Origin of the sequence: Vibrio sp. 10N.222.51.C5 (assembly GCF_041474575.1) — a bacterium.
Taxonomy (GTDB): Bacteria; Pseudomonadota; Gammaproteobacteria; order Enterobacterales; family Vibrionaceae; genus Vibrio; species Vibrio crassostreae_C.
This window is the reverse complement of record NZ_JBFRUJ010000065.1, coordinates 1-25177: the sequence shown is the minus strand read 5'-3', so window position 1 is coordinate 25177 and position 25177 is coordinate 1. Positions and strand designations below refer to the sequence as shown.

23 protein-coding genes and 2 pseudogenes are annotated in these 25177 nt (G+C 44.8%); 7 read left to right on the top strand and 18 right to left on the bottom strand.

Annotation, left to right across the window (positions count from 1 at the left end; all coding sequences use genetic code 11):
- Positions 1-132, bottom strand: a pseudogene (locus AB4558_RS19570) (IS5/IS1182 family transposase); the annotation flags it as partial.
- A 209-nt stretch (positions 133-341) separates the two neighbouring features.
- On the opposite strand from AB4558_RS19570, the gene AB4558_RS19565 reads away from it, so the two are divergent.
- The 3 genes and pseudogenes from AB4558_RS19565 to AB4558_RS19555 form a co-directional block, all read left to right on the top strand.
- Entirely contained in the window at positions 342-1730 is a 1389-nt protein-coding gene (locus AB4558_RS19565; protein WP_372159021.1) for a trypsin-like serine protease, read from the top strand.
- Positions 1731-1786: 56 nt separating this feature from the next.
- Positions 1787-2572 carry an EAL domain-containing protein gene (locus AB4558_RS19560; protein WP_372159020.1) on the top strand — a complete coding sequence of 262 codons (786 nt, stop codon included), beginning with the start codon at positions 1787-1789 and terminating at the stop codon, positions 2570-2572.
- 197 nt (positions 2573-2769) lie between these two features.
- Positions 2770-3078 (top strand): annotated as a pseudogene (locus AB4558_RS19555) (porin family protein); the annotation flags it as partial.
- Between the two features lie 92 nt (positions 3079-3170).
- On the opposite strand, the gene AB4558_RS19550 reads toward AB4558_RS19555, so the two are convergent.
- From AB4558_RS19550 to yceD, 15 genes are all read right to left on the bottom strand, one after another.
- Positions 3171-3575 carry a hypothetical protein gene (locus tag AB4558_RS19550; RefSeq protein WP_372159019.1) on the bottom strand — a complete coding sequence of 135 codons (405 nt, stop codon included), beginning with the start codon at positions 3573-3575 and terminating at the stop codon, positions 3171-3173.
- Between the two features lie 228 nt (positions 3576-3803).
- Positions 3804-5234 carry a PTS glucose transporter subunit IIBC gene (gene ptsG / locus AB4558_RS19545; RefSeq protein WP_017062145.1) on the bottom strand — a complete coding sequence of 477 codons (1431 nt, stop codon included), beginning with the start codon at positions 5232-5234 and terminating at the stop codon, positions 3804-3806.
- A 445-nt stretch (positions 5235-5679) separates the two neighbouring features.
- Entirely contained in the window at positions 5680-6447 is a 768-nt protein-coding gene (locus AB4558_RS19540) for a TatD family hydrolase (protein ID WP_017063483.1), read from the bottom strand.
- Complete coding sequence (locus tag AB4558_RS19535; RefSeq protein WP_136973547.1) at positions 6438-7403, bottom strand: DNA polymerase III subunit delta'; 966 nt, start codon at positions 7401-7403, stop codon at positions 6438-6440. The genes AB4558_RS19540 and AB4558_RS19535 overlap by 10 nt, the downstream gene beginning before the upstream one ends.
- Positions 7404-7409: 6 nt before the next feature.
- A complete protein-coding gene (gene tmk / locus AB4558_RS19530; protein ID WP_017062148.1) occupies positions 7410-8042 on the bottom strand; it encodes a dTMP kinase in 633 nt (210 codons plus the stop codon).
- A 10-nt stretch (positions 8043-8052) separates the two neighbouring features.
- Positions 8053-9069: an endolytic transglycosylase MltG gene (gene mltG / locus AB4558_RS19525; protein ID WP_017062149.1), complete on the bottom strand. Its 1017-nt coding sequence runs from the start codon at positions 9067-9069 to the stop codon at positions 8053-8055.
- Positions 9066-9944, bottom strand: coding sequence for an aminodeoxychorismate lyase (gene pabC / locus AB4558_RS19520; protein ID WP_372159018.1), 879 nt, complete (start codon positions 9942-9944; stop codon positions 9066-9068). Before pabC ends, mltG begins: the two co-directional genes overlap by 4 nt.
- A gap of 104 nt (positions 9945-10048) precedes the next feature.
- The gene (gene fabF / locus AB4558_RS19515; protein ID WP_010437291.1) at positions 10049-11293 is read right to left on the bottom strand and encodes a beta-ketoacyl-ACP synthase II; all 1245 of its coding nucleotides are present in this window, start codon (positions 11291-11293) and stop codon (positions 10049-10051) included.
- 93 nt (positions 11294-11386) lie between these two features.
- Positions 11387-11620: an acyl carrier protein gene (gene acpP, locus AB4558_RS19510; RefSeq protein ID WP_004737381.1), complete on the bottom strand. Its 234-nt coding sequence runs from the start codon at positions 11618-11620 to the stop codon at positions 11387-11389.
- A 166-nt stretch (positions 11621-11786) separates the two neighbouring features.
- Entirely contained in the window at positions 11787-12521 is a 735-nt protein-coding gene (fabG, locus tag AB4558_RS19505) for a 3-oxoacyl-ACP reductase FabG (protein ID WP_010437280.1), read from the bottom strand.
- Between the two features lie 25 nt (positions 12522-12546).
- Positions 12547-13470, bottom strand: coding sequence for an ACP S-malonyltransferase (gene fabD / locus AB4558_RS19500; RefSeq protein ID WP_017063479.1), 924 nt, complete (start codon positions 13468-13470; stop codon positions 12547-12549).
- Positions 13471-13550: 80 nt separating this feature from the next.
- Positions 13551-14501 carry a beta-ketoacyl-ACP synthase III gene (locus tag AB4558_RS19495; protein WP_371713367.1) on the bottom strand — a complete coding sequence of 317 codons (951 nt, stop codon included), beginning with the start codon at positions 14499-14501 and terminating at the stop codon, positions 13551-13553.
- Between the two features lie 5 nt (positions 14502-14506).
- On the bottom strand, positions 14507-15532 hold the full coding sequence (plsX, locus tag AB4558_RS19490) for a phosphate acyltransferase PlsX (RefSeq protein ID WP_065605496.1): 1026 nt from the start codon (positions 15530-15532) through the stop codon (positions 14507-14509).
- A gap of 9 nt (positions 15533-15541) precedes the next feature.
- Positions 15542-15712: a 50S ribosomal protein L32 gene (gene rpmF / locus AB4558_RS19485; protein WP_004737376.1), complete on the bottom strand. Its 171-nt coding sequence runs from the start codon at positions 15710-15712 to the stop codon at positions 15542-15544.
- 35 nt (positions 15713-15747) lie between these two features.
- Complete coding sequence (yceD, locus tag AB4558_RS19480) at positions 15748-16275, bottom strand: 23S rRNA accumulation protein YceD (RefSeq protein ID WP_046222705.1); 528 nt, start codon at positions 16273-16275, stop codon at positions 15748-15750.
- A gap of 149 nt (positions 16276-16424) precedes the next feature.
- Between yceD and AB4558_RS19475 the strand changes: the two genes are divergently transcribed.
- Positions 16425-17006, top strand: a complete 582-nt coding sequence (locus AB4558_RS19475; protein ID WP_017067204.1) for a nucleoside triphosphate pyrophosphatase — start codon at positions 16425-16427, stop codon at positions 17004-17006.
- Positions 17007-17272: 266 nt separating this feature from the next.
- Here the strand turns inward: AB4558_RS19475 and rluC are convergent, their stop codons facing one another.
- The gene (rluC, locus tag AB4558_RS19470; RefSeq protein WP_105057404.1) at positions 17273-18217 is read right to left on the bottom strand and encodes a 23S rRNA pseudouridine(955/2504/2580) synthase RluC; all 945 of its coding nucleotides are present in this window, start codon (positions 18215-18217) and stop codon (positions 17273-17275) included.
- A 618-nt stretch (positions 18218-18835) separates the two neighbouring features.
- Here rluC and rne point away from each other — a divergent pair.
- On the top strand, positions 18836-21970 hold the full coding sequence (rne, locus tag AB4558_RS19465; RefSeq protein WP_102427873.1) for a ribonuclease E: 3135 nt from the start codon (positions 18836-18838) through the stop codon (positions 21968-21970).
- 258 nt (positions 21971-22228) lie between these two features.
- A complete protein-coding gene (locus AB4558_RS19460) occupies positions 22229-23776 on the top strand; it encodes a SulP family inorganic anion transporter (RefSeq protein ID WP_017063477.1) in 1548 nt (515 codons plus the stop codon).
- 114 nt (positions 23777-23890) lie between these two features.
- On the opposite strand, the gene AB4558_RS19455 is transcribed toward AB4558_RS19460, so the two are convergent.
- Positions 23891-24340 (bottom strand): low molecular weight protein-tyrosine-phosphatase, encoded by a 450-nt coding sequence (locus tag AB4558_RS19455; RefSeq protein WP_372073701.1) that lies wholly within the window; start codon positions 24338-24340, stop codon positions 23891-23893.
- A gap of 84 nt (positions 24341-24424) precedes the next feature.
- Here AB4558_RS19455 and cobO point away from each other — a divergent pair, with 84 nt between their 5' ends.
- Positions 24425-25030 (top strand): cob(I)yrinic acid a,c-diamide adenosyltransferase, encoded by a 606-nt coding sequence (gene cobO / locus AB4558_RS19450; RefSeq protein WP_017062158.1) that lies wholly within the window; start codon positions 24425-24427, stop codon positions 25028-25030.
- Positions 25031-25177 lie beyond the last annotated feature (147 nt).

Here is a 25177-nt window from a genome sequence, read left to right as displayed (position 1 = left end):
TCGTTTACCTTGCTTGAGTTGCTTCCACTGTTGAATCGCTTCCTCATCAATCCAGAATGTCAGTGAACCACGATTGATTAGGGCTTGGTTATATTGTTTCCAGTTAGTTGTTCTGTAGCGAGGCTTTGGCATTGCTCTAAGTATGTGAGTGAACTTAGATGATCTGATCGTAGCTTTAAGCATTAGTTCCCTGATTTAGGAAACAAAGCCATTCGCACTTTTAATTTACATGCTTTTATTGGGATAACAAAAAGGCTAACATGCAAAAGCTTGCGCCCTTAAAAAGCTATGAGATATTAGAAACTTAACGACCCACATTAGATTCAAGGAATACAGAACATATGATGTTAAGAAAAACTACAATTGCTGTCGGTGTGCTGACAGTGTTAACGAGCTTAAATGCCAGTGCGGTACGCATGGGAACGGACGTTGCCGAAGCTGACTACCGCGACCATACAGTACGCTTTGAAGTCTCTAATCCAGAGGGGCTAACATCGACCTGTGGCGGCTTACTGATTTCTGGCGAATACATCCTTACGGCGGGACACTGTACTGGTGATAGTGCTTACACATCGAATTACACTGAATACCTGCCTTGGCTTGACAGTGGGGCGTCTAATTCCATTACCGTTTACAAGGGCGTTGAGCGATATGCTGACGGGATTAGCACCACCTATTCAAACCTTGATGTCTACGGTACATTTGAATCTGCCTACAACTCTATGTTGAATGAGTTAGCCTACATTGAATCCGTACATGGCGCGTCGAAATTCGCATTTCAACATGTCTGGTTTAATTTGGATTGGGCGCGTAGTTCTGGACAGCGAGATATTGCGCTCATTCAGCTTTCTGACAAAATACCGCAGCAACATCAAGCAGCCATTAAGCCTATTTTTGATAGTATCAGCGAAGCGTTTTATTTAGAAACAGGGGATACGTTTACCTTTCGTGGTTGGGGGAACGATGAAACAAATTCAGCTCCAACCGTAATGCAAGAGACGACTCTTGAACTGCCTTTTACAACTTATAGTTACAACCCTAACAAAGCTGTAGATAGAGCAGATGTAACCGCTGATTGTGACAGTTCATCAGTTGAATGTGAATATCGAACATTTGATTACCTTATCGTCAAACCGACTGTGGTGAGTGGAACGGCAAGTTCAGGGGATTCAGGCACACCGATGGTCTTAGATGGTAACGCTTTAATGGTAGCGTCTTCTGAGTATTTCGATCACACTCAAAATATGTTTGCAATCATTGGCATGTACCTAGAAAACATTGCTACTGCCATCAACAAAGTCACTGCGCCGTCAGAAATGATTTTTGATATTGTTGAGAGTGATACCAACTCAATCACCAGTACATTTAAAGTGCAAAACCTGACTCAGTTTACCGACTACGTAGCCCCTAGCTTAACGGGTGATATGGACAATTTCACGGTCACTGGCTGCGATGTAAGCCTCGACACTTACGAGTCATGCGAGCTTACCCTGACGGTTAACCCAAACGGCGTAGCTCAAAGCACTGACAGTAACGTAGAGCTTTATTTAAACGATACCAATAACACCATTATCCCTATCAGTTCGGTAATAGCAAAAGAGTTACCCGAAGATAACGACGGTAGCGACGGTAGCGACGGTAGTGGCAGTGGTGGCAGTAGCGGCGGCTCAACAGGACTGTTTTCGTTATTTGGGTTACTCGCCCTTACGCGATTGAGAAAGTCGAAGTAACATAGAAACCCACATGGTTCATCCGTGTGGGTTTTCTTAAAAGTGACAAATTTTTCATGATCGTCAAAACACCCAACCGAAACACCAACACCCTCTCTATCGAGAGCAACGGCGCGTACACGGCTCAATACCATGACATGACATTGACCAGCGTCTATCAGCCTATCTATGATTCAAATAACAAGAAAATCGGCTTAGAAGCCCTTGTGCGAGCGACCGATTCGACGGGTAAAAGCATTCCTCCAAACGCCATCTTTCATAATGAGAGCATTGCAGAGCGAGATTTGGTTAATATCAGCAACCTTTGTCAGCTAATCCACCTTAAAAACTTTGCGACTGCTCGGCAGAAAAGCAAAAAGAACTGGCTATTATTTCTCAACCTATCCCCTACCTGCTGTGAAGACATTGCCATTGGTAGCATTAACGATTTCTACAAAAAGCGATTTCTCAGGTCGCTTAACATGCGCGCAAACAATATCATTATGGAGTTTATCGAAACTCCATATGACTCGAATTACATTCTTGGCGTTGCCTCGCAACAGCTCAAGAACGACGGGTTTAAAGTGGCGTTCGACGACTTTTCCGGCACCGATAGCGATCATGAGAGATTAAGTCAGATAAGCCCTGATATTGTTAAGCTGGATATGTCATTGCTAAATCGATACATGTCGGGTGACAAGTCACCTCTTATGCGCTCCATCAAATCTGCTAAACTCATTGGTGCAAAAACTCTTATTGAAGGGATTGAAACGAGAGACGCTTTAATGAGTATGAAAAAGTTAGATATTGACTATTTTCAGGGGTACTTTCTCGCCAGGCTCGAACCGCTAAAACCAAAATAAAGGATGTGTTTACCATGGTAGGTGTGATTGAAAAAGGCGATTTGTTGCAACGCATGACTGACATTGAAAACCTCGATTCTTATCTCATTTCCATTTTATCCAATCTGAAATTAGTCCAATCTTCAATTCAAGACATTCCGCAATTCGAACGCGGGGCGACTCTGCCTGACAAGATCACACCGACCGAAGTCAAGCTATCCAAGTACTACCCTGCTTCGCCTGTGTTGTCGGGTTATCTAGGGCTAGGCCTGGGTGCTTCTTACGTCGATGTAGACTGGGCAAAAGATAAGTATGGATTCTCAACTTCTATCTTTGGTGGCTTAGAGTACAAATTTAGTGACCGACTAGCGTTGAACACACAAGTACGTTGGTTAGGCACGGTTGTCGACAACGATACCTCCGGTGTTTGTAATATCCCAAATAACGGGCAAGAGTGCATCATTCGCTTTGATACCGACTGGATGAACCAATTCCAAGCCAATGTCGGACTGAGTTTTACTTTCTAAGCGGCTCAATGAAGCAAAAATATAAGATCGGCCCAAACTAAAAAACCAGCTAAATGCTGGTTTTTTCATTATTAAAACGGTTTTAGTTCAGGTTAGAACTTATAGGTAACACCTAAAGCGCCGCCCACTTGCAACTCAACACCTTTATACATATCGAGTTCAGGGTGAACTTGAGCGTAAGCATTCCAACCTTCGTAGAAATTCACTTTCACGCCTAACGGCAAGCGTAAGCCAAAGTCGTCATTCCATTCAGCCCAAGCACCAGCACCGACGTACCAGCTCAACGGAGCTTCAGTCTCGAACTGACCACGCTTCAAAATGTAATCAAAGGCAGCGCCGTCATTGCCAATCGTAGCACGGTATTTCTGATCAAATTCCACAACGACACTCAGGCCTTGGTCAATGGCAAGTCCAACTTCCAAAGCTGGAGCTTCAGAAGCGTGAGCAAACGAGGCTCCGCTGCAGCACATAAGGCCGATCAAGTAACGATGTTTCATAATATTCTCAGACTGTGTTTAAAAGCGGTAGTTTACTGGAATAATAACGAAAGGTGTCATCGCTAGGTAAAAGATAAAAGACACGAAAAATTTAAGAGCAACCATCAACTGATCGAGTTGAATGATAAGTATCTGAGTTAATGGAGATTAAGCACAATAGATCTTTCATAGAGCAGAAAACAAAAAAGGAGGCCTTTCGGCCTCCTTTCAATTTATTGAATCAGAGAATTAACCGTTGTTACGGATCCACTCATCCATGTCTGTCTTAAGGTTGTCAGACTTAGTACCGAAGATAGCTTGTACGCCACCCGCTACTACTACAACACCTGCAGCGCCTAGTTTCTTCAGCTTGTCTTGGTCAACAAGAGCTGTATCAGCTACTGCAACACGTAGACGAGTAATACAAGCGTCAAGACCAGTGATGTTCGCTTTGCCACCGAATGCAGCAACTAGCTCACCAGCAAGTTCAGAACCAGTCGCAACTGACTCTTCTTCAGTCTCGTCTTCACGGCCTGGAGTTTTAAGGTCTAGAGCTTTAATCACAGTGCGGAATACGATGTAGTAAATTGCAGCGTAAGCAATACCACATACAACCATTAGGCCCATCTTAGACGCGTTGCCAGATAGAACTAGGAAGTCGATTAGACCGTGTGAGAAAGATGTACCGTGTACAAAACCTAGAGTGTTCGCAAGAACGTATGCAGAACCAGCTAGTAGAGCGTGGATTGCGTACAGTACTGGAGCAACGAATAGGAAAGAGAATTCGATTGGTTCAGTGATACCCGTTAGGAATGAAGTCAACGCAGCAGAAGCCATGATGCCCATTACTTTAGCGCGGTTTTCAGGCTTAGCTGAGTGTGCAATCGCGATTGCAGCAGCAGGTAGACCGAACATCTTGAACATGTAACCACCAGCTAGCTGACCGAAGCCATTGCCCGCTGCACGAGATGCGTCATCAGCAACTAAGTAACAAGTAAGAACACCGTTTTGAGTTTCGCCAGCAGCGTTTACACAAGTACCAGCTTCAAAGAAGAAAGGTACGTTCCAAACGTGGTGAAGACCAAATGGAATTAGAGAACGCTCAACGATACCGTAGATACCAAACGCCACTTGTGGGTTTTGGTGAGCAGCCCAATCAGAGAACGCAGAGATAGCGCCGCCAACTGGTGGCCATACTACAGATAGTAGGATTGCTAGACCAATCGCAGAGAAACCTGTGATGATTGGCACAGCACGCTTACCAGCGAAGAAGCCAAGGTACTCTGGTAGTTGAATACGGAAGAAACGGTTGAATGCCCAAGCAGCAACACCACCGACTAGGATACCACCTAGTACACCAGTATCGATTTTATCAACGCCCATTACACCAGCCATTACGCCAAGTGTAGCAGTCATGATGCCGTAACCAACGATAGCAGCTAGACCCGCTACACCATCGTTGTTAGTAAAGCCAAGTGCAACACCTACTGCGAACAGTAGTGCCATTTGACCGAATACTGAACCACCAGCTTGTTCCATTAAGTTTGAAACGATTTCTGGAATGAAAGGAAGATCTGCTGCACCGACACCTAGCAAAATACCCGCAACTGGTAAAACTGATACTGGAAGCATCAGAGACTTACCAACTTTCTGCAGGCTAGCAAAAAGGTTCTTAAACATGTTTATGCTCCTGATAAAGATAAAATAATTATATTGGGTTCTAACGGCACACCCCCGTAGCCTATATGTTAGCACCCTGCGAAAATGTAACCATGTATTGCATTATATTTTCTGCCGCTAAATATATATTGATGGGGAACTAACTTTCTAGTCACTTACGAAATTTAGTTTCAAAACACGTCTTGGATCACATGTCAAATCTAGAAATGCAATGCTTTACAAGTGTTTAATGCATTGAAATATATAAGTATTTTTCAAGAGCCCTATTATTTTACTGGGTAAATAAAATAGGAGCGAATGTTATTTTTAGTAACAAAATTACAAATGTTATAATTAGCGCTCTCAAGTTCAACATAATTCGTAAACATTAAAAAAAAACGTATTTTTGGTGATCAAAAACACAAAAAGGGAGCTTTTGCTCCCTTTTATTTGTTTACTTAGATTTTTATCGCAAAAAAAGTTTTTGGTAATTTTTGGTCGTTTGTTCGGCAACCTCTTTCATCGACACACCTTTTAATTGCGCAATGTAGGCCGCCACTTCGACGACATATGCAGGCTGATTCTGCTTTCCACGATATGGAATGGGCGCCAAGTATGGAGAATCCGTCTCGATCAGCAACCTGTTTAGCGGTAGGTTTTTAACAACTTCTTTAAGTTCTGTAGCCTGCTTAAAGGTCACAATGCCTGAAATTGAGATATAGAAACCTAGTTCCATTGCTGCTTCTGCGAATGCTTGATCTTCGGTAAAGCAGTGAATCACACCGCCACACTTCTCAGCTCCGCCATCACGTAAAATAGCTAATGTGTCTTCACGTGCGTTACGAGTGTGAATGATCAAAGGTTTATTCAGCTCAACGGCTAACTCAACATGCTGCTTAAATCGTAGCTGTTGCAGCTCCGCCGTCTCTGGTTGGTAGTGATAATCTAAACCTGTCTCTCCAATCGCCACAACCTTAGGGTTGCTCGCGTATTCACGCATTGTCTCTAGGCTGAAATCACTTTCAACATCGAGAGGGTGAACGCCACAAGAGGCTTTAACGTTATCAAACGGCGAGATCATCTCGAGCATATTTTCAAACGAATCGAGTGTCACACCGACAGAAAGCAATTGGTCTACATTAGCAGCCTTCGCCTTGTTAACCACATCTTCTACGCTGGTGTGTAAATCTTGGTAATCCAGTTTGTCTAAATGACAGTGGGAATCTACGAACATGTTTCCTCGCAAGTGGCTATCAGCCAATTCATTATGAGTAGCTCCGTATTGAGCCCAGGGTGTTGCTTTAACTGCTCAATCAATGTCAGCAGTTTATTCGATGCTGCATAAGCACTTTGATAAGACATCGCCTCACACAGTGCTTTCGCACTCGGAGTGAAAGCCTGATTCGCCAAACCAAAATGCAGCTTCTGTACATCTGACAATAGATGCCAAAGCCAGCCAAGTTGAATCAAAGGGTCTTTGCTAAGCTCTGTAGAGAACTTTAGCATGTCAGGTTGAGTGCCTTTTATCACATTCACAAAGCCATCGAGCGCTTTTGTTGAAGCTTCAACGCCACCTTGCTCAAACATCGCTTTTGCTTTTAAAGGCGCGTTGTCATTGAGTGCTAAAATATACTGCGGTACCGCTTTGCCCACTTCACCATCTAACCACGCTGATGCTGTCTCTAACTGCGGACTAACCACATTGAATTGCTGACAACGGCTAATAATAGTCGGCATTAAGCGATTACTGTTACGAGTAGACAGAATGAAGATGCACTTGCTTGATGGCTCTTCCAGAGTTTTCAATAGTGCGTTGGAAGCCGATTCGTTCATTGCTTCAGCAGGGTTAAGCAAAATAACGCGCAAACCACCTAACTGAGAAGACTCTTGAGCCCAGCGGTTACTGGCACGCACTTGATCAACCGTGATCGACTTACCTTCTTTCTCGGGTGAGATCACATGAAAATCAGGATGACTGCCCGACTTCATTAACTCACAGCTGTGGCAAACCCCGCACGACTCGCTTTCATAGTTCGTGCACATCAATGCGTCGGTAAGTTGGCTAATCAAAGCATCAACGCCGAGCCCTTCCGGTGCATTAACAATCACAGAGTTAGGAAAACGCTCCGCATCGAGACTTTTTTTCCACTCACTCCATACCGGTGTGAGCCAAGAATACACTTCAGCCATGACTACCTACTGTTTGTCGAGCCAAGCAGTTAGCGCGACTTTAATATCAGCGGCTACTTGCTCAATTTCTTGCTGCGCGTTAATCACAAGTACAGAATCATCTTGTTCTGCAATTTCTAGATAGCGCTCACGCGTGCGGTCGAAAAATGAGATGTCCATCTTTTCAATTCTATCAAGCTCACCACGGCCTCTAGCACGCTCTAGCCCTACTCTAGGGTCTAGGTCCAAATATAGCGTTAGATCGGGTTTAAAGCCGCCTAGCGTGGTTGCTTTCAGTGATTCCATAGTCGTGCGCGCGATCTGGCGACCACCACCTTGGTATGCCTGTGAAGACATATCATGACGATCACCCAATACCCATTGACCATTGGCGAGCGCCGGCTTGATGACGTTCTCGACTAATTGAACACGTGCTGCATACATCAACAGCAATTCAGTCATGTCTTGAAGCTTCTCGCCTTCGTGCTCTTCTTTAACCAATGAACGCATCTTTTCAGCTAAGACAGTACCACCCGGCTCGCGAGTATTAACAATATCTTCAACACCCGATGCTTTTAATGTCTCAACGATGGCATTGATTGCTGTGCTTTTGCCAGCGCCTTCAAGGCCTTCAACCACGATAAATTTCGACTGATTCATAATTATTTCTTTATCTGTTTTTTCTTAATTGCTTTAAGTAAGCTCGCACTGCACGGTTATGCTCAGTCAAACTCTTTGAAAATACGTGACCACCTGTTCCACTCGCAACGAAATACAAGTAGTTGCTCTTCTCTGGATTCAACGCCGCGTTGATAGACGCTTTGCCTGCCATAGCGATAGGTGTCGGTGGCAAGCCACTCATTGTATAGGTGTTGTAAGGCGTTGGCGTGCGTAAGTCTTTCTTACGGATGTTGCCATCGTAGCTGTCACCCATGCCATAGATAACCGTTGGGTCAGTTTGCAAACGCATACGCTTGTTTAGACGGTTAACAAACACAGAAGAAACACGCTCACGTTCTGACGCAACAGCGGTCTCTTTCTCAATGATAGATGCAAGAATTAACGCTTCGTATGGCGATTTAAGAGGCAGCTTATCCGCTCGATTTTCCCACTCTTCATTCACCACGCTCATTAGGTCTCGATGCGCGCGCTTCAACAAATCTAAATCAGTGGTGCCGTAGGTGTAGTGATACGTTTCTGCTAAGAAGAGACCTTCTAGCTTTTCGTTTTCAATACCCAACTTTTCAGCGATCTCTTTTTCAGAAACGCCATCCAATGTCTGTTGAATGAATTCGTTGTCTTTTAGCTGAACAAGCCATTCGTCAAAACGACTGCCTTCAACAAAGGTAATAGTAAACTGGTGTTCTTTCCCTTCTACAAGCACCTGTAGCGCTTGCTCTAAGGTTAAACCCGGTTCAAGCAGGAAAGTACCCGCTTTTACGTCTACAAGCTCAGGATGTAACTTACGGATTAATTTCTCGTAAGGAGAAGCCTCAAACAGCCCCTCGTTAATCAACTGGGCTAGAACGCGGTTAAAGCTGCTACCTGAAGCAACAGTCACGACTTGTGGTTTTTCTAATTGAATAACTTGTTTCAGGTTATCTTGCGCTTGGTTGTAAACATAAAAACCAGCAGCACCGGCTGCAATTAAGCACAAGATAATAAAAATAAATAACTTTTTGATCACGAGTTTAGTTGTCCTTGAAGGCTACGAGTAACGGTTCCAATGTTAAATTGGGTATCACTAATACGGGTAACTGGGGCAACCCCTAAAATGGAGTTTGTCATGAAAACCTCATCAGCTTGCATGAGTTGAGATAAGCAGTAGTCACTAATTGTAACGGAAAGTTCAGCCTGATTCAGCGCGGTTAACACTTGCTTACGCATAACCCCCGCGACACCACTTTGAGTGAGTTGAGGTGTGTATATCGACTGACCTTTGCGCCAGAACAGATTGGCCATGGTGGTTTCAATCACATTGCCCGATATATCAAGAACCACGCCATCCACTTCATTAGCTTGATCCATTTCATCTTTCATCAAAATCTGCTCAAGGCGATTATTGTGCTTATGGCCAGCCAGTAGTGGGCTCAAACCTAGCGCTTGATGGCAGATACCGAGGTCAACACCGGAGTCTTGCCACGCTGAATAATGGCTTGGGTAATCAAAGGTACTGATGGTGATTGTCGGCTTGGCGATATTCTTGGTACTGTAGCCACGCCCACCCGCTCCACGACTAACGTGCAGCTTGATCCCTGCTTTTTGATTATGAGGCTTGTTGGCGTTATGGAGCTTCTTTGAACCATCAAGGCTCTTTGTGCCATGAAGAGCGTTATGTTGGATGTGTTGAAGCGCAGTATCGAGCCAAAGACTAACAACATCCCAATCAAGAGCAGAAATGCGTAGCGCTTTAAGGCACTCGTCGACACGGTGCTGATGATCGTGAAGATGTTGTATCTCACCATCACTCACGAGCATTGTCGTAAAACAGCCGTCTCCGTACTGAAACGAGCGATCCAAAATATCGATAGTTTGCTGGCTTTCTCCATCAACCCAAAACATGTTTTTCCCCATAAAAAGAAACGGCTCAATGCTAAAGCATCAAGCCGTTTAAAAACAAGTCTAATTGTGACTATCTACGAGTGTTTACGTCTTTAATAAGATGATTAAATCTTTTTGAAGATCAAACAGCCGTTTGTACCACCGAAACCGAATGAGTTACATGCAGCATATTCCATGTTGCTAACTTCACGCGCAGTGTGAGGTACTAAGTCAATATCTAAGCCTTCTTCAGGATCATCTAGGTTGATTGTTGGTGGAACAATTTGGTCAACCAGAGACATAGCCGTGATGATAGCTTCAGCAGAACCAGCAGCACCTAGAAGGTGGCCTGTCATTGATTTCGTAGAAGAAACCAATACTTGCTTGCTGCCTGCTTCGCCAAGAGCACGCTTGATGCCCTTAACTTCCGCTACGTCACCAGCAGGAGTCGAAGTACCGTGTGCGTTTACATAACCGATTTGTTCACCAGTAATGCCAGCATCACGCATAGCCGCTTCCATTGCTAGTGCGCCACCTGAGCCATCTTCACTTGGAGATGTCATGTGGTAAGCGTCACCCGACATACCGAAGCCAACTAGCTCACAGTAAATCTTAGCGCCACGAGCTTTCGCATGTTCGTACTCTTCAAGAACCATCATGCCTGCACCGTCGCCAAGAACGAAGCCATCACGGCCTTTGTCCCATGGACGAGAAGCTTTTTGAGGCTCATCGTTACGAGTAGAAAGTGCTTTAGCCGCACCAAAACCGCCCATACCTAGTGGAGTTGATGCTTTTTCAGCACCACCCGCTAGCATTGCGTCTGCATCGCCGTATGCAATCATACGAGCCGCGTGACCAATGTTATGTAGGCCAGTCGTACATGCAGTAGAAATCGCGATGTTTGGACCGCGTAGGCCACGCATGATAGACATGTGACCAGCAATCATATTCACGATCGTCGACGGTACGAAGAACGGGCTGATCTTACGAGGGCCTTTTTCAGTTAGAGCTTGGTGACCGGCTTCGATCAAACCAAGACCACCAATACCAGAACCGATAGCAACACCCACACGTGGAGCGTTTTCTTCAGTAATAGTTAGGGCTGAATCATCTAAAGCTTGAATACCTGCTGCGACGCCGTACTGGATGAACAAGTCCATCTTACGAGCATCTTTTTTAGTCATATACTCTTCGCAGTTAAAGTCTTTAACTAGACCTGCAAAACGAGTTGAGAAATTGGTTGCATCAAAATGATCGATATTAACGATACCACTTTGACCAGCTAGCAGGGCTTTCCAAGAAGATTCTACAGTGTTGCCTACCGGTGACAACATACCCATGCCAGTGACAACTACACGACGCTTGGACACGATTTTACACTCCGGGGATTGAGGTGATTTAAGATGAGGATAGATGAGTTAGATAAAACACAGGCGGTCGAGGTGACCGCCTGGGAGAGATTATTACTGAGCGCTAGTTACGTAATCGATAGCTGCTTGAACAGTAGTAATTTTCTCAGCTTCTTCATCTGGGATTTCAGTGTCAAATTCTTCTTCTAGAGCCATTACTAGCTCTACTGTGTCTAGAGAATCTGCACCTAGGTCATCAACGAAAGAAGCTTCGTTTTTAACTTCAGCTTCGTCTACACCTAGCTGTTCAACAATGATTTTCTTTACGCGTTCTTCGAGGTTGCTCATTTTTTCTTTTCCTTTACAGAGTTCGCTTTATGCGATGTTTTCCGTAGTTTATTCAATCTATTGAAAGTTGCAAGGTCAACTTTTCTGGTCAAACCACAATTTTCACGATTTTAACCGAAATTACGTATGATCTTGACTTAAATCATGCACAAATGTTGCACATAATTTACACCATGTACATACCGCCATTGACGTGAAGTGTTTCACCTGTGATATAAGCTGCCGCAGGTGACGCCAAAAATACCACAGCTTCAGCGATTTCGCGAGGGTCACCTAGTCGACCTGCTGGTACATTCGCCAAAGTTGCTGCACGTTGGTCATCATTTAGCGCTTTAGTCATGTCTGTTTCGATAAAACCAGGCGCTACAGTGTTTACTGTAATGCCACGAGACGCAACTTCACGAGCCATTGATTTAGTAAAGCCAATTACACCAGCTTTTGCAGCTGCGTAGTTAGCTTGACCAGCGTTACCCATAGTACCAACTACAGAACCAACGTTAACAATACGGCCTTGACGCTTCTTCATCATGCCACGCAATACAGCTTTAGACATGCGGAAAATAGGCGTTAGGTTAGTATCAATGATGTCGTTCCACTCATCGTCTTTCATACGCATAAGTAGGTTATCACGAGTGATACCTGCGTTGTTAACTAGAATGTCAATCGCACCAAATTCATCGTTGATGGTTTTCAGTGTAGCAGCAATTGAGTCAACATCAGTGACATTAAGAGCAAGACCTTTACCATTCTCACCCAGATACTCACTGATTGCAGCTGCGCCGCCTTCAGAAGTAGCTGTACCGATAACTTTAGCACCACGCTCAACTAAAAGTTCAGCGATTGCACGACCGATACCACGGCTTGCGCCTGTAACTAGTGCAACTTTGCCTTCTAAATTCATCATAACTTCTCTATTAAGTGGTTATTTACTTAGCAGCTTCTAGTGATGCAGTGTCGTTAACTGCAGCAGCTGTCATAGTTTTTACGATTCGTTTTGTTAGGCCAGTAAGAACTTTACCAGGGCCTAATTCAAGTAGCTTCTCAACGCCTTGCTCATTCATCGCTTGTACACCTTCAGTCCAACGAACTGGGCTGTATAGCTGACGAACAAGTGCGTCTTTAATTTTTGCAGGGTCTGTTTCAGCAATAACATCAACGTTATTGATAACAGGCAATGCTGGCGTGTTGAACTCTAGAGCTTCTAGAGCCACTGCTAGCTTATCTGCTGCTGGCTTCATCAGTGCACAGTGAGACGGCACAGAAACAGGTAACGGAAGTGCACGCTTAGCGCCCGCTTCTTTACAAAGTGCACCAGCACGCTCTACTGCAGCTTTGTTACCCGCGATAACAACTTGGCCAGGAGAGTTAAAGTTAACTGGAGACACAACTTCGTCTTGCGCAGCTTCTTCACACGCTTTAGCAATCGCTTCATCGTCTAGACCGATGATTGCGTACATTGCACCAACACCTGCAGGAACCGCTTCTTGCATCAGTTGACCACGTAGTTCAACCAGCTTGATCGCTTCTTTAAAGTCGATAACGCCGGCACATACAAGAGCAGAATATTCACCTAGGCTGTGACCTGCTAGATTTACAGGTTGCTCTAGGCCAAGCTCTTGCCATACACGCCAAATTGCAACAGACGCTGTTAGTAGAGCCGGTTGAGTGCGAAAAGTTTCATTTAGATTTTCTACAGGACCATCTTGAACCAATGCCCATAGATCGTAACCAAGTGCTTCTGAAGCTTCAGCAAATGTCTTTTTAACAACATCATACTGTTCGCCTAGGTCAGCAAGCATACCGATAGCTTGAGAGCCTTGGCCTGGGAATACGATAGCAAATTTGCTCATTGTAATTTTCCTTTAAGCAAAGCAAAAAATTGAATAAGGCACATAAGTTATGTGCCTTGTTTGTTGATTATCGCTTAGGGTTAGAATTTAACTAACGCAGAACCCCAAGTGAAGCCGCCGCCAAATGCTTCAAGTAGAAGCGTTTGACCACGTTTAATTCGCCCGTCGCGAACAGCCTCATCAAGGGCCGTTGGTACGGTAGCTGCTGACGTATTACCGTGCTTATCAAGAGTAATAACTACTTGATCAAGCGACATCGTCAGCTTTTTAGCGGTAGCCGAGATAATACGGTAGTTCGCTTGGTGTGGAACTAACCAATCAAGCTCTGACTTATCCATATTGTTCGCAGCTAATGTGTCTTTAACTAGCTTAGAAAGCTGAGTTACCGCCACTTTAAATACTTCGTTGCCCGCCATGTGCAGCCATTTATCTGCATCACCGCCACGCTCGGGTACTTCTAAGCTTAGAAGCTCCCCGTATTTACCGTCAGAGTAAATATGAGTAGACAAAATACCTGGCTCTTCGCTTGCGCCTACAACCACCGCACCTGCTGCATCACCAAATAGGATGATAGTAGAGCGGTCAGTCGGATCACAGGTTTTTGACAGTGCATCAGCACCAATTACCAAAACGTTCTTACACATGCCAGTCTTAATGTGTTGATCAGCAACAGACAGTGCATAAACAAAACCAGAACACGCCGCAGCCAAATCAAATGCAGGGCAGCCTTTGATACCGAGCTTGCCTTGTACCTGACATGCCGAAGACGGGAATGTGTGGCTACCGCTGGTTGTCGCAACGATGATTAAATCAATCTCATCTTTGTCGATACCTGCCATTTCAATGGCATTCTCAGCAGCGTAAAACGCCATATCAGCAACGGTTTCGTTTTCCGCTGAAATACGACGCTCTTTAATACCAGTTCTAGCAACGATCCACTCATCGCTAGTCTCTACCATTTTCTCTAAGTCTGCGTTCGTACGCACCTGAGATGGCAAGTAGCTGCCAGTACCTAAAATTTTGCTATACATGAAGACTAATAATGCCTCTCGAGTAAAACCGCTTCCAAACGATCGCTAATGCGGCTGGGGACTTGTCGTTTGACCTCGTGTACTGCTTCACCAATCGCGTTGACGACTGCAGACACATCAGCACTTCCATGACTTTTAATGACAATGCCGCGCAATCCTAACAAACTTGCGCCGTTATACTGGTCGGGGTTCAAGGTTTTTAATTCAGTAAATAGCTCAGAAAACAGCATTCTGGCTATCCAACCCTTTATTGTTGAAGCCATCATGCGCGTTTTTAGCTTATCAATAAAGAGCTGAGCCGTACCTTCGCACGTTTTTAAGCAGACATTGCCCACAAAACCATCACATACGACGACATCAGCAGCATCTTGAAGTAATTGATTACCTTCAATATAGCCTATGAAGTTCACAGACTGAGTATTAGACAACATTTCAGCGCATCGTTTTACAAGGTCATTGCCTTTAATTTCTTCTGCGCCGATATTCAAGATAGCGACACGTGGCGCGCGACCTAAATGTTGTTCCGCTAATGCACTGCCCATTACGGCAAACTGAAACAGTGAATCTGCGTCACTAGAAACGTTCGCCCCTAAATCAAGCATCCATGTACGGTTGCCAGAAGCAGTAGGCAAAGCTGAAACCAATGCAGGCCTATCAATGCCGGGAAGAAGTTTGAGTCTGAAACGAGATAGCGCCATCAGTGCGCCGGTGTTACCACCACTCACACAAGCATCAGCCTGTGATTCAGCAACCAAATCAATAGCAGCACGCATAGAGCTACCCTGACTGTTACGTAAGGCTAGTGACGGTTTTTCAGAATTGGATATAACTCGATCACAATGCTGGATACTCAAACGAGAATCAGGCATTCGACCTAATGAAGATAATTGAGATGTGATCGCGGTTCGATCACCTATGAGAATGACTTTTAGCTCTGGGAAATACGACAGTGCCTGCACGGCGGCAGGCACTGTTACACGAGGACCGAAGTCCCCGCCCATTGCATCAAGCGCAACGGTTAGATTTTGCAAAGGTCAACCTTACTTGTTGATAACCTTTTTGCCGCGGTAGAAACCTTCGGCAGTCACGTTGTGACGTAGGTGAGTTTCACCTGAAGTTGCGTCTACAGAAAGTGCAGCTGTAGTTAGTGCATCGTGTGAACGACGCATGCCACGCATTGAACGTGATTTCTTGCTCTTTTGTACGGCCATTGACCCTACTCCTATGTAAATTCTTAAAGAAGCAGTTACTTCTTTAAGCTTTTTAAAACATCAAATGGATTCGGCTTTTTATCTTCCTCAATTTCTTCAGGAAGTTCACCAAATACCAAATTATTTGAGTTAACGCTACAGTCCGCATCGTCGTGCATTGCTATTTGTGGCAATCCAAGGATGAACTCGTCTTCAACTAATTGAATCAGGTCTAACTCACCGTACTCGTTCAGATCTACCAAATCGTACTCTTCCGGTGCTTCCTCTTCACTTTTCTCACTGTAAACAGGAGTATAAGTAAATTGGACATCGCACTCATGTGCGAAAACCTCATTACAACGTTGACACTCTAAATCGACTTCGACGTTAGCTTTACCAGAGATAACGACTAATCGTTGTTCATCAAGCCCAAATGACATTGAGACTTGCGCGTCACGTTTTACGCCTTCAGTTGCTTCGGTTAAACGCTTTAAAAGACTGACCTGAATGATACCATTCACATCAAGTCGTTTTTGAGCCGTTCTTGCCGGATCAACTGTACGCGGTATTTTTTCCTTTTGCATAGGGCGCGAATCTTATCTTCCAAATCATGTTTAGTCAAAGGAAATGGCAAAAAAAATGTACTTTCCTACCTTTCCTGTTCAGAGCATTATGAATAGCAGGATAAGTTACGTTATCCTGAACTAAATGCTTACTCGAATTGTAAATTAAAATGAGAAATTACCAACTAGTTTTAGCCTCTACATCACCATTTAGGCAAGAGATCCTCAAAAAACTACAGTTAAGCTTCATTACAGCCAAGCCAGACTGCGATGAAACGCCGCTTCCAGAAGAGACACCACAACAGTTGGTGATGCGCCTTGCTGAGACCAAAGCTAAGTCTTGTGTTGTGGAGCAACCTAGCTTAGTCATTGGTTCTGATCAGGTTTGCGTAATTGATGGAGAGATCATTGGTAAGCCTCACACTCGAGAAAAAGCGATCGAGCAGTTATCTCGTCAAAGCGGCAAGAGCATTACTTTTTATACTGGGCTTTCGGTTTGGAACAACGAAACCAATGAAGCTGACACACGTCTCGACACCTTTGTAGTGCATTTCCGCGATTTAACTAAGCAACAGATCATTAGTTATGTTGAAAAAGAGCAGCCTTATTACTGCGCAGGTAGCTTTATGTGTGAAGGGTTAGGCATCGCGTTGTTTAAACAGATGGAAGGGAAAGACCCAAATACTTTGATCGGCTTACCGCTGATCGATCTAGTCGATATGTTAGAAGCGCAAGGAATGGGTGTACTATAACGGATACGCTCTCTTTGTTAGAGATTCCCTACTCCTTCCTTCGTCAGTCTAGGGAATGGCGGAACACGCAATTTTATCTAACCAACTAATGATATAGAGCGTGATTTTAAAAAGTCGTCATCCTCAAGAGCGAGGAACGAGCGACTTGGGGATCTTCTACAACAGATGAAAACAAAAAAGGTTGACGATATTCGTCAACCTTTCTCATTTATGGATACTGAAGAACAAATTTAGAGGCACTCTATACCTTCGTATCTCGTATCTTCTTAAAGCTTACGTAAACCAGTTAGGGCTTTCTCTAGCCTTCTTTCCATTGGCGCCGAGATATCCATCTTCTCTTCACTACCTGGGTGTGTGAACTTGATGTTTGCTGCATGTAGGAACAGACGATCAAGACCAACCTTCCCCGTGTAAGCGTCAAAACGACGATCACCGTAGCGATCATCCCAAGCAATTGGGTGACCAGTATACTGAGCGTGCACACGGATTTGGTGTGTACGGCCTGTAATTGGACTAGCTTGAATCAACGTCGCCTCTTGGAATTTCTCTAAAACCTTAAAGCGGGTTTCAGAAGCTTTGCCGTTTGGGTTCACGCGAACAATGCTGTTTACTTCATTTTTTAGCAATGGAGCATTTACAACCTTACAGCTGTTCTTCCACTCACCCATCACTAAAGCAAAGTAATACTTCTGTACGGTTTTTTCACGGAACTGTGCTTGAAGGTGTCTTAGCGCCGAGCGCTTCTTAGCAACAAGCAAAATGCCAGACGTATCTCTATCGATACGGTGCACTAATTCAAGAAAGCGAGCATCAGGGCGAAGAGCACGTAACGCTTCAATTGCGCCGAACTTAAGTCCACTACCACCATGAACCGCAGTACCTGATGGTTTATTCAAAATCAGCATGTGATCATCTTCATAGATGATGCACTGTTCCAATTCTGAAACCTTGTTGAGTTTCGTGCTTGGCACGTTCTCTTCAACTTTCTCTTCAATGGTAACTGGCGGGATACGAACTAAATCACCAGCTTTTAGTTTGTACTCAGCCTTGATGCGTTTTTTGTTTACGCGGACTTCGCCTTTACGCACAATTCGGTAAATCATGCTTTTCGGGATGTTTTTTAATTGGTTGCGTAAGAAGTTATCAATACGCTGACCAGCCATATCTTCGTCAATGTCGACAAATTGGACTTGGGTTCTAATTTCGCTCATTGCGCTATTGTACCACTGTCACTTTTGATAATTGAGATTTTCTTAGCCCTATTCCGAACTTATTTGTCCCTAATCCTTACCGATCTATCCCAAAATGGTCGCCGAAGTTCTATATTTCTTTGATTCTTCGAACAAAAAAGCATCAAGATTCCTGCAAATTAAAATATCAATTGATAAATTATTTATAGACAGTGAGTTAGAGCTATCAAAACCCAAACAAAAACTGTTTTTTTTACAGCATTCCGACAAAGCAGATTGCTGTGTTTACCGACCGCTGCTATAGTTCACAGCTGCTATCAGTGGTTTGACTATTATTTAAACAGCTAACCATTCATAAGCAAGTAAATGAGTAGATAACTCAGATTAGACAGTGCTGCAATCGGCGTAAGACACGGTCAACTGAGTTCCTTATCGCTCTACTCACGTACACTCATGTTGAGTATTCACCGCCACATCGCGGATCATAGGCTAACTCCCTATGATGACTGACGTGCCCCAGAGCATCCCTCTCCAGCCGGGAGGCTGCACCGATAAAGCCATGGGATCTGGCACCATGAGAAACGAAATAAAGCGATAAGAACAATGATGAAAATAAGAAAAGACAATGAGAACTTCTAAATGAAAAGAATGTTAATTAACGCAACTCAAAAAGAAGAGTTGCGTGTCGCTTTGGTTGATGGCCAACGACTGTTCGATCTAGATATCGAAAGTCCAGGTCACGAGTCAAAGAAAGCGAATATCTACAAAGGACGTATTACCCGTATTGAACCAAGCCTAGAAGCGGCATTCGTTGATTACGGCGCAGAACGTCACGGTTTCCTCCCTCTTAAAGAAATTGCCCGCGAATACTTCCCTGAAGGTTATACATACCAAGGCCGTCCTAGCATTAAAGAAGTGCTAAAAGAAGGCCAAGAAGTAATCGTACAAGTAGAGAAAGAAGAACGTGGTAGCAAAGGTGCTGCACTGACAACTTTCATCTCTTTGGCTGGTAGTTACTTAGTTCTTATGCCTAATAACCCTCGTGCTGGCGGTATTTCTCGTCGTATCGAAGGTGATGAACGCACTCAACTGAAAGCAGCATTAAGCACTCTTGAGCTTCCTCAAGGTATGGGCTTAATCGTGCGTACAGCGGGTGTTGGCAAAAGCGCAGAAGAGCTAGAGTGGGACCTGAATGTTCTATTGAACCATTGGGGCGCTATCAAGCAAGCTTCTGATTCAAATGCAGCTCCTTTCCTAATTCACCAAGAGAGTAACGTTATTGTTCGCGCAATTCGTGACTACCTACGTCGTGATATTGGCGAGATTCTAATCGACAGCAATACTATTTTTGAACGTGCACAAGCGCACATTCAATTAATACGCCCAGATTTCATGAATCGCGTTAAGAAATACGATGGTGAAGTGCCACTATTCAGCCATTACCAGATTGAAAGCCAGATCGAATCTGCTTTCCAACGTGAAGTTCGTCTTCCATCTGGTGGTTCTATCGTAATCGACCCAACAGAAGCACTGACTTCTATCGATATCAACTCTGCTCGTGCAACAAAGGGCGGCGATATTGAAGAAACAGCACTTAACACTAACCTAGAAGCTGCCGATGAAATTGCACGTCAATTACGTCTACGTGACCTAGGTGGTCTTGTTGTAATCGACTTTATCGATATGACCCCGGTTCGCCACCAACGCGAAGTAGAAAGCCGTCTACGTGATGCCGTTCGTTTAGATCGCGCACGTGTTCAGATTGGTCGTATTTCTCGCTTTGGTCTTCTAGAGATGTCTCGTCAACGTTTGAGCCCATCACTAGCAGAAGCAAGCCACCACATTTGTCCTCGTTGTACAGGTACTGGTGTTGTTCGTGATAACGAATCTCTAGCACTTTCTGTTCTACGTTTGATTGAAGAAGAAGCTCTAAAAGACAACACAGCACAAGTACTTGCTGTTGTGCCTGTTCCAATCGCTTCTTACCTTCTGAACGAAAAACGTCGCTCAGTAAACCACATCGAGAAGAACCAAGAAGTTAAGATCACTGTTGTTCCTAACTCAGACATGGAAACGCCGCATTTTGAGGTTATCCGTGTTCGTGAAGGTGAAGAGTTCGATCTACTATCTTACTTGCTGCCTAACAAGCTAGAAGCTCTAAAAGAAGCGGAAAGCAAAGAGCCTGCTGAACAGACTATTCGTCCTAAGAAGATCGAAGAACCTGCTCTGAAAGGCTTCGCAGCTCCTGCTCAATCAGCACCAACTCCTGCTCCAGCACCTAAAGCTGTAGAAGAGAAGAAAGCTGAACCAGCAGCGACTCAAGAACCAGGCCTAATTGGTCGTTTCTTCAAAGCTATCGGTAGCTTCTTATTTGGCTCTTCAACTCAAGAAGAGAAAAAAGAAGAAGAGAAGAAAGAAGAAGAAAAACCTAAAAACAATCGTAACAACGGCAACCGTCAACGCCGTGATCGTAACGATAACCGTCGTCGTAACCAACGTGGTGAGCGTGGCGAACAGCGTAACGACCGTGGTGAACGTGGTGACAATCGTAACGAAAACCGTGACAACAAACGCCGCCGTAAGCCAGCTCGTGATGAGAAGCCTGAAGAGCAAAAAGAAGCAGCTCCACAGCAAACTCGTCAGCCTCGCAAGCCTAAGCAAGACCGTCGCAACAAGCCACGTGATGAGCAGAAGCAACGCGAAGAGCAAGCACCATCTAAATTAGCAGAAGAAGGTCTACAGCTAGCAGCAGAAGCACAAGCTGGTAAACCGGAAGCGCCTAAGGCTAAACCTGAAGCGAAAGCAGCTAAGATTAAAGAGCGTCGTCAGCGTCGTAAACTGAACAAGCAAGTTCGTGTTAAAGACCAACAAGCTCAAGCTGAAGATAACGCTTCAAAAGAGCAGGTTGCTGCTAAAGAACTATCTGTTTCAAAAGAACAGTCAGTAGCTCAAGAGCAAAAAGTTGCGGAACAAGTAGAAGCAACTCAAGCGAATGCAGAGCAAACTGAACAGGAAGAGCCGAAACAACGTCGTAACCGTCGTTCTCCACGTCACCTACGTGCAAGTGGTCAACGTCGTCGTCGCGGTCGTGATCGTCGCCCTAACCCATTCCGCCTACGTAAAGGTGGTGTAGCTTCTCCAGAGATGGCTATGGGTAAAGTGATGCCTCGCTTCATTCCAAAACCTCACCACAAGCAGGCAAAGCCTGAAGTGGCTGAAGTTCAAGTAGCAGCTGAAGCTCAAACATCTGTTCAAGAGCAGAATGTTGCTCTAGAGACGGCACCACAAAGCAACGTAGCAATGACTGGCGGCTTCGCATGTCCAGAGCTTGCAATGGGTAAAGTTATCATCCGTCGTGAAGATGCTGCTGTTGAAGCTCAAGTAGCTGAGACTCCTGCTGTAGTTGAAGCTCCTGCAGTCGTTGAAGAAGCACCAGTGGTTGCAGAAGCGACGAAAGTTGAAGCGCCTGTTGTAGCAGAAGCTGTGCAAGCAGAAGCAACACCAGTTGTTGAAGCTGAAGCGCCTAAAGCTGAAAGTGCAAAAGTTGAAGAAGCACCTGTTGTTAAAGCAGAAGCTCCTAAAGCGGCACCAAAGGCAGCTGTTGCTAAGAAGCAAGCCGGTTCACCAATGACTAAAGCTCCTGGTCCTCAAGAGATCAAAGAGATTGAAGTGATTGCAGCTCCGTTCCGCACTGAACGTTTTGTATCGAAAGGTGCAGGCAGTCAGGCAGCGTCGAACAAAGCTGGCGCGGCGATGACTAAGCCAAACTACTAGTGATTACTGATAGGTAATCGCGAGTAAATAGAATCAAAGGCTGCTTATTAAAGCAGCCTTTTTCATATCTACTAATCGAATAAAAATTAACAGATATATTACTCAAAGTTAGGTTCAACCTTGAACTTAATCACATTTTTGGGTAGCATTCGCGCACTTATCTTTTCGACACTTCGCTATTGCCGCTCTTTTCCATCACTGTTTGGCTACGCAATACACCCGTGTCGGTAAATCCATCTTAAGCATAGCTGAGCAAACATGTTCGAATTCCCACAATTTTCAAAGCACTCTGTAAAGAATGACGTGCTTTCAGGTCTTACAGTAGCCCTGGCTCTGGTACCTGAAGCTGTAGCATTCGCCTTTGTTGCTGGCGTTGACCCAATGGTTGGTCTTTATGCAGCATTCATCGTAGGTTTAATCACTTCTGTCTTTGGCGGCCGTCCAGGTATGATTTCTGGCGCAACCGGCGCAATGGCCGTTGTAATGGTGAGCCTAGTGGCAACCCATGGTGTTCAATACCTATTCGCAGCCGTTATGCTGGCTGGCCTTCTGCAAATTGCAGCAGGTGTATTTAAACTAGGTAAATTTATCCGTATCGTTCCACACCCAGTAATGATTGGTTTCGTGAACGGTTTGGCCATTGTTATCTTCCTAGCTCAGCTTGGTCAGTTTAAAGCGCCAGACGTAACAGGTGCATTAACTTGGCTACCAAGCGGTCAAATGACACTCATGCTGGGTTTAGTAGCCCTTACAATGGCTATCATCCACTTCCTACCTAAGCTAACAACAGCGGTACCATCTTCACTGGTTGCTATTGTTACAGTAACGGCTTTGGTTGTCGGTCTTGACCTTGAAACTCGAACTGTTGTCGACTTCCTACGTACAATGTCTGGTGACGAAGCTGCAACGCTAGCGGGTTCTCTACCAACGTTCTCTATTCCTGCTGTTCCGTTTTCTTTTGAGACACTACAGATCATCCTACCGTACGCAATTATCCTTGCGGCTATCGGCCTGATCGAGTCTCTACTGACACTGACAGTACTAGATGAAATGACAAACACTCGTGGTCAATCTAACCGTGAATGTGTTGGTCAAGGTATGGCTAACGTAACGTGTTCTGTATTCGGTGCGATGGGTGGTTGTGCGATGATCGGTCAATCGATGATCAACGTAAACTCAGGTGGTCGTGGTCGTCTTTCAGGTATCGTCGCCGCAGTTGCACTACTGATGTTCATCCTGTTCGGTTCTGCACTGATTGAAATGATTCCTCTAGCAGCACTTGTGGGCGTAATGTTCATGGTTGTTATCGGCACATTTGAATGGGCAACCTTCAAGCTTGCGCGTCGCGTTCCTAAACAAGACTTCTTCGTTATCGTTCTTGTTACCGTAGTAACAGTACTGACTGATCTTGCTGTGGCAGTAGGTGTTGGTGTTGTCGCTTCTGCGCTAATGTTTGCTTGGCAACATGCTAAACACATCTACGCAGATACATCAGTAAACGCTGAAGGCTCAAAAGAGTACAAAGTTAACGGCCCAATCTTCTTTGGTTCAACGGCTAACTTCCTAGAGTTGTTTGACGCATACAACGATCCACAAGATGTAATCGTCGATTTCGCAAACTCACGCGTGACTGACCACTCTGCAATTGAAGCGATCGACACGATTGCTGACCGTTACGCGGCGCTAGGTAAAACACTTCACCTTCGCCACCTAAGCCAAGACTGTGTTGCTATGCTGCACAAAGCAGGTAGCTTAGTTGAAGCGAACGTTGCAGAAGACCCAATCTACAAAGTAATGTCTAAGTAATCTTAGCTGTAGCTTTAAGTTAGATTTAGAGAGGCCGACATTCAATGTCGGCCTTTTTTATACCTATCGGTCAGCCCTTACGCTGATAACAAAACGACGTACATTGTTCCTACACTACATCGAACGCAGTATCGCTTCGCTAGACTCTTCGATTAAATCCAACACCAATTCAAAACCATTTCCCTCACCATAATACGGATCGGGGATCTCTTGATATTGTGACTCTCCAAAACTCAAAAATAATGCGAGCTTGTATTGGAGGTGAACTGGGCATTGGCTCATTAAGTCGTCTAAATTCGCCCTATCGGCCGCGAGTATCAGGTCAAATTCTTCGAAGTCATTATCTACCACTTTACGAGAATTAATCCCCTTAAAGCTGTAGCCTCGCTTCTCTCCTGCAGATTTGGATCGCGAGTCTGGCGGGTTGCCTTGATGAAAACCAATCGTCCCCGCAGAGTCGACCACAACATCAATATCCAGCTGTTGCGCTTTCTTCCTTAGCACCGCTTCACCTGTTGGCGAGCGGCAAATATTCCCCATACAAACTACGAGTATCTTTTTCATCCCTAATCACCTGTTCTTCCGATGGTTTTTGCTATCGTTAAGTTAGGCTATGATAGACGCAATCACAACTTAAAAGGATTTGTTATGTCGACTGAAGACAACAAAGAACAACGCCACAAAGCAAGACAACAGAAAGTAAAAGAACAAGTCGATGCACGTGTCGCTGCAGCACAAGAAGTAAAAGGCCTATTGCTGGTCATCACGGGTAACGGTAAAGGTAAATCAACATCCGGTTTTGGTACGATTACACGTGCAGTTGGTCATGGTAAGAAATGCGCCGTTGCTCAGTTTGTTAAAGGTACCTGGGATAACGGCGAAAAAAACGTTCTGCAAAAGCTTGATGTCGAGTTCCAAGTCATGGGCACAGGCTTTACTTGGGAAACTCAGAACAAAGCGCAAGATATTGAAGCTGCGCAGCGTGTATGGAAAGAGTGCCAACGCATGCTGGCTGATGAGTCGATCGATGTGATTCTGTTTGATGAACTGACTTACATGGTTAGCTACGGTTACATCGAACTCGATGAAGTGGTTGAGGCGTTGAATAACCGCCCGAAGATGCAGTCTGTCATCATTACAGGTCGTGGCGCGCACCGTACTCTTACTGAGATAGCAGATACAGTATCTGAAGTTCGCAATGTGAAACACGCTTTTGAATCTGGTGTTAAAGCGCTACAAGGCGTTGACTGGTAATCACCTTCAACCAGAGATCCCCGACTCGGTCATTCTTCCCTCTCGAGGATGACGACCACTAGGCCGTTACGCTCTTGAACAAAGGACGACGGCCTATCGTCATTCCCTAGAGCGAGGGACGAGTGTCGTAAGCGTGTCATGAACACC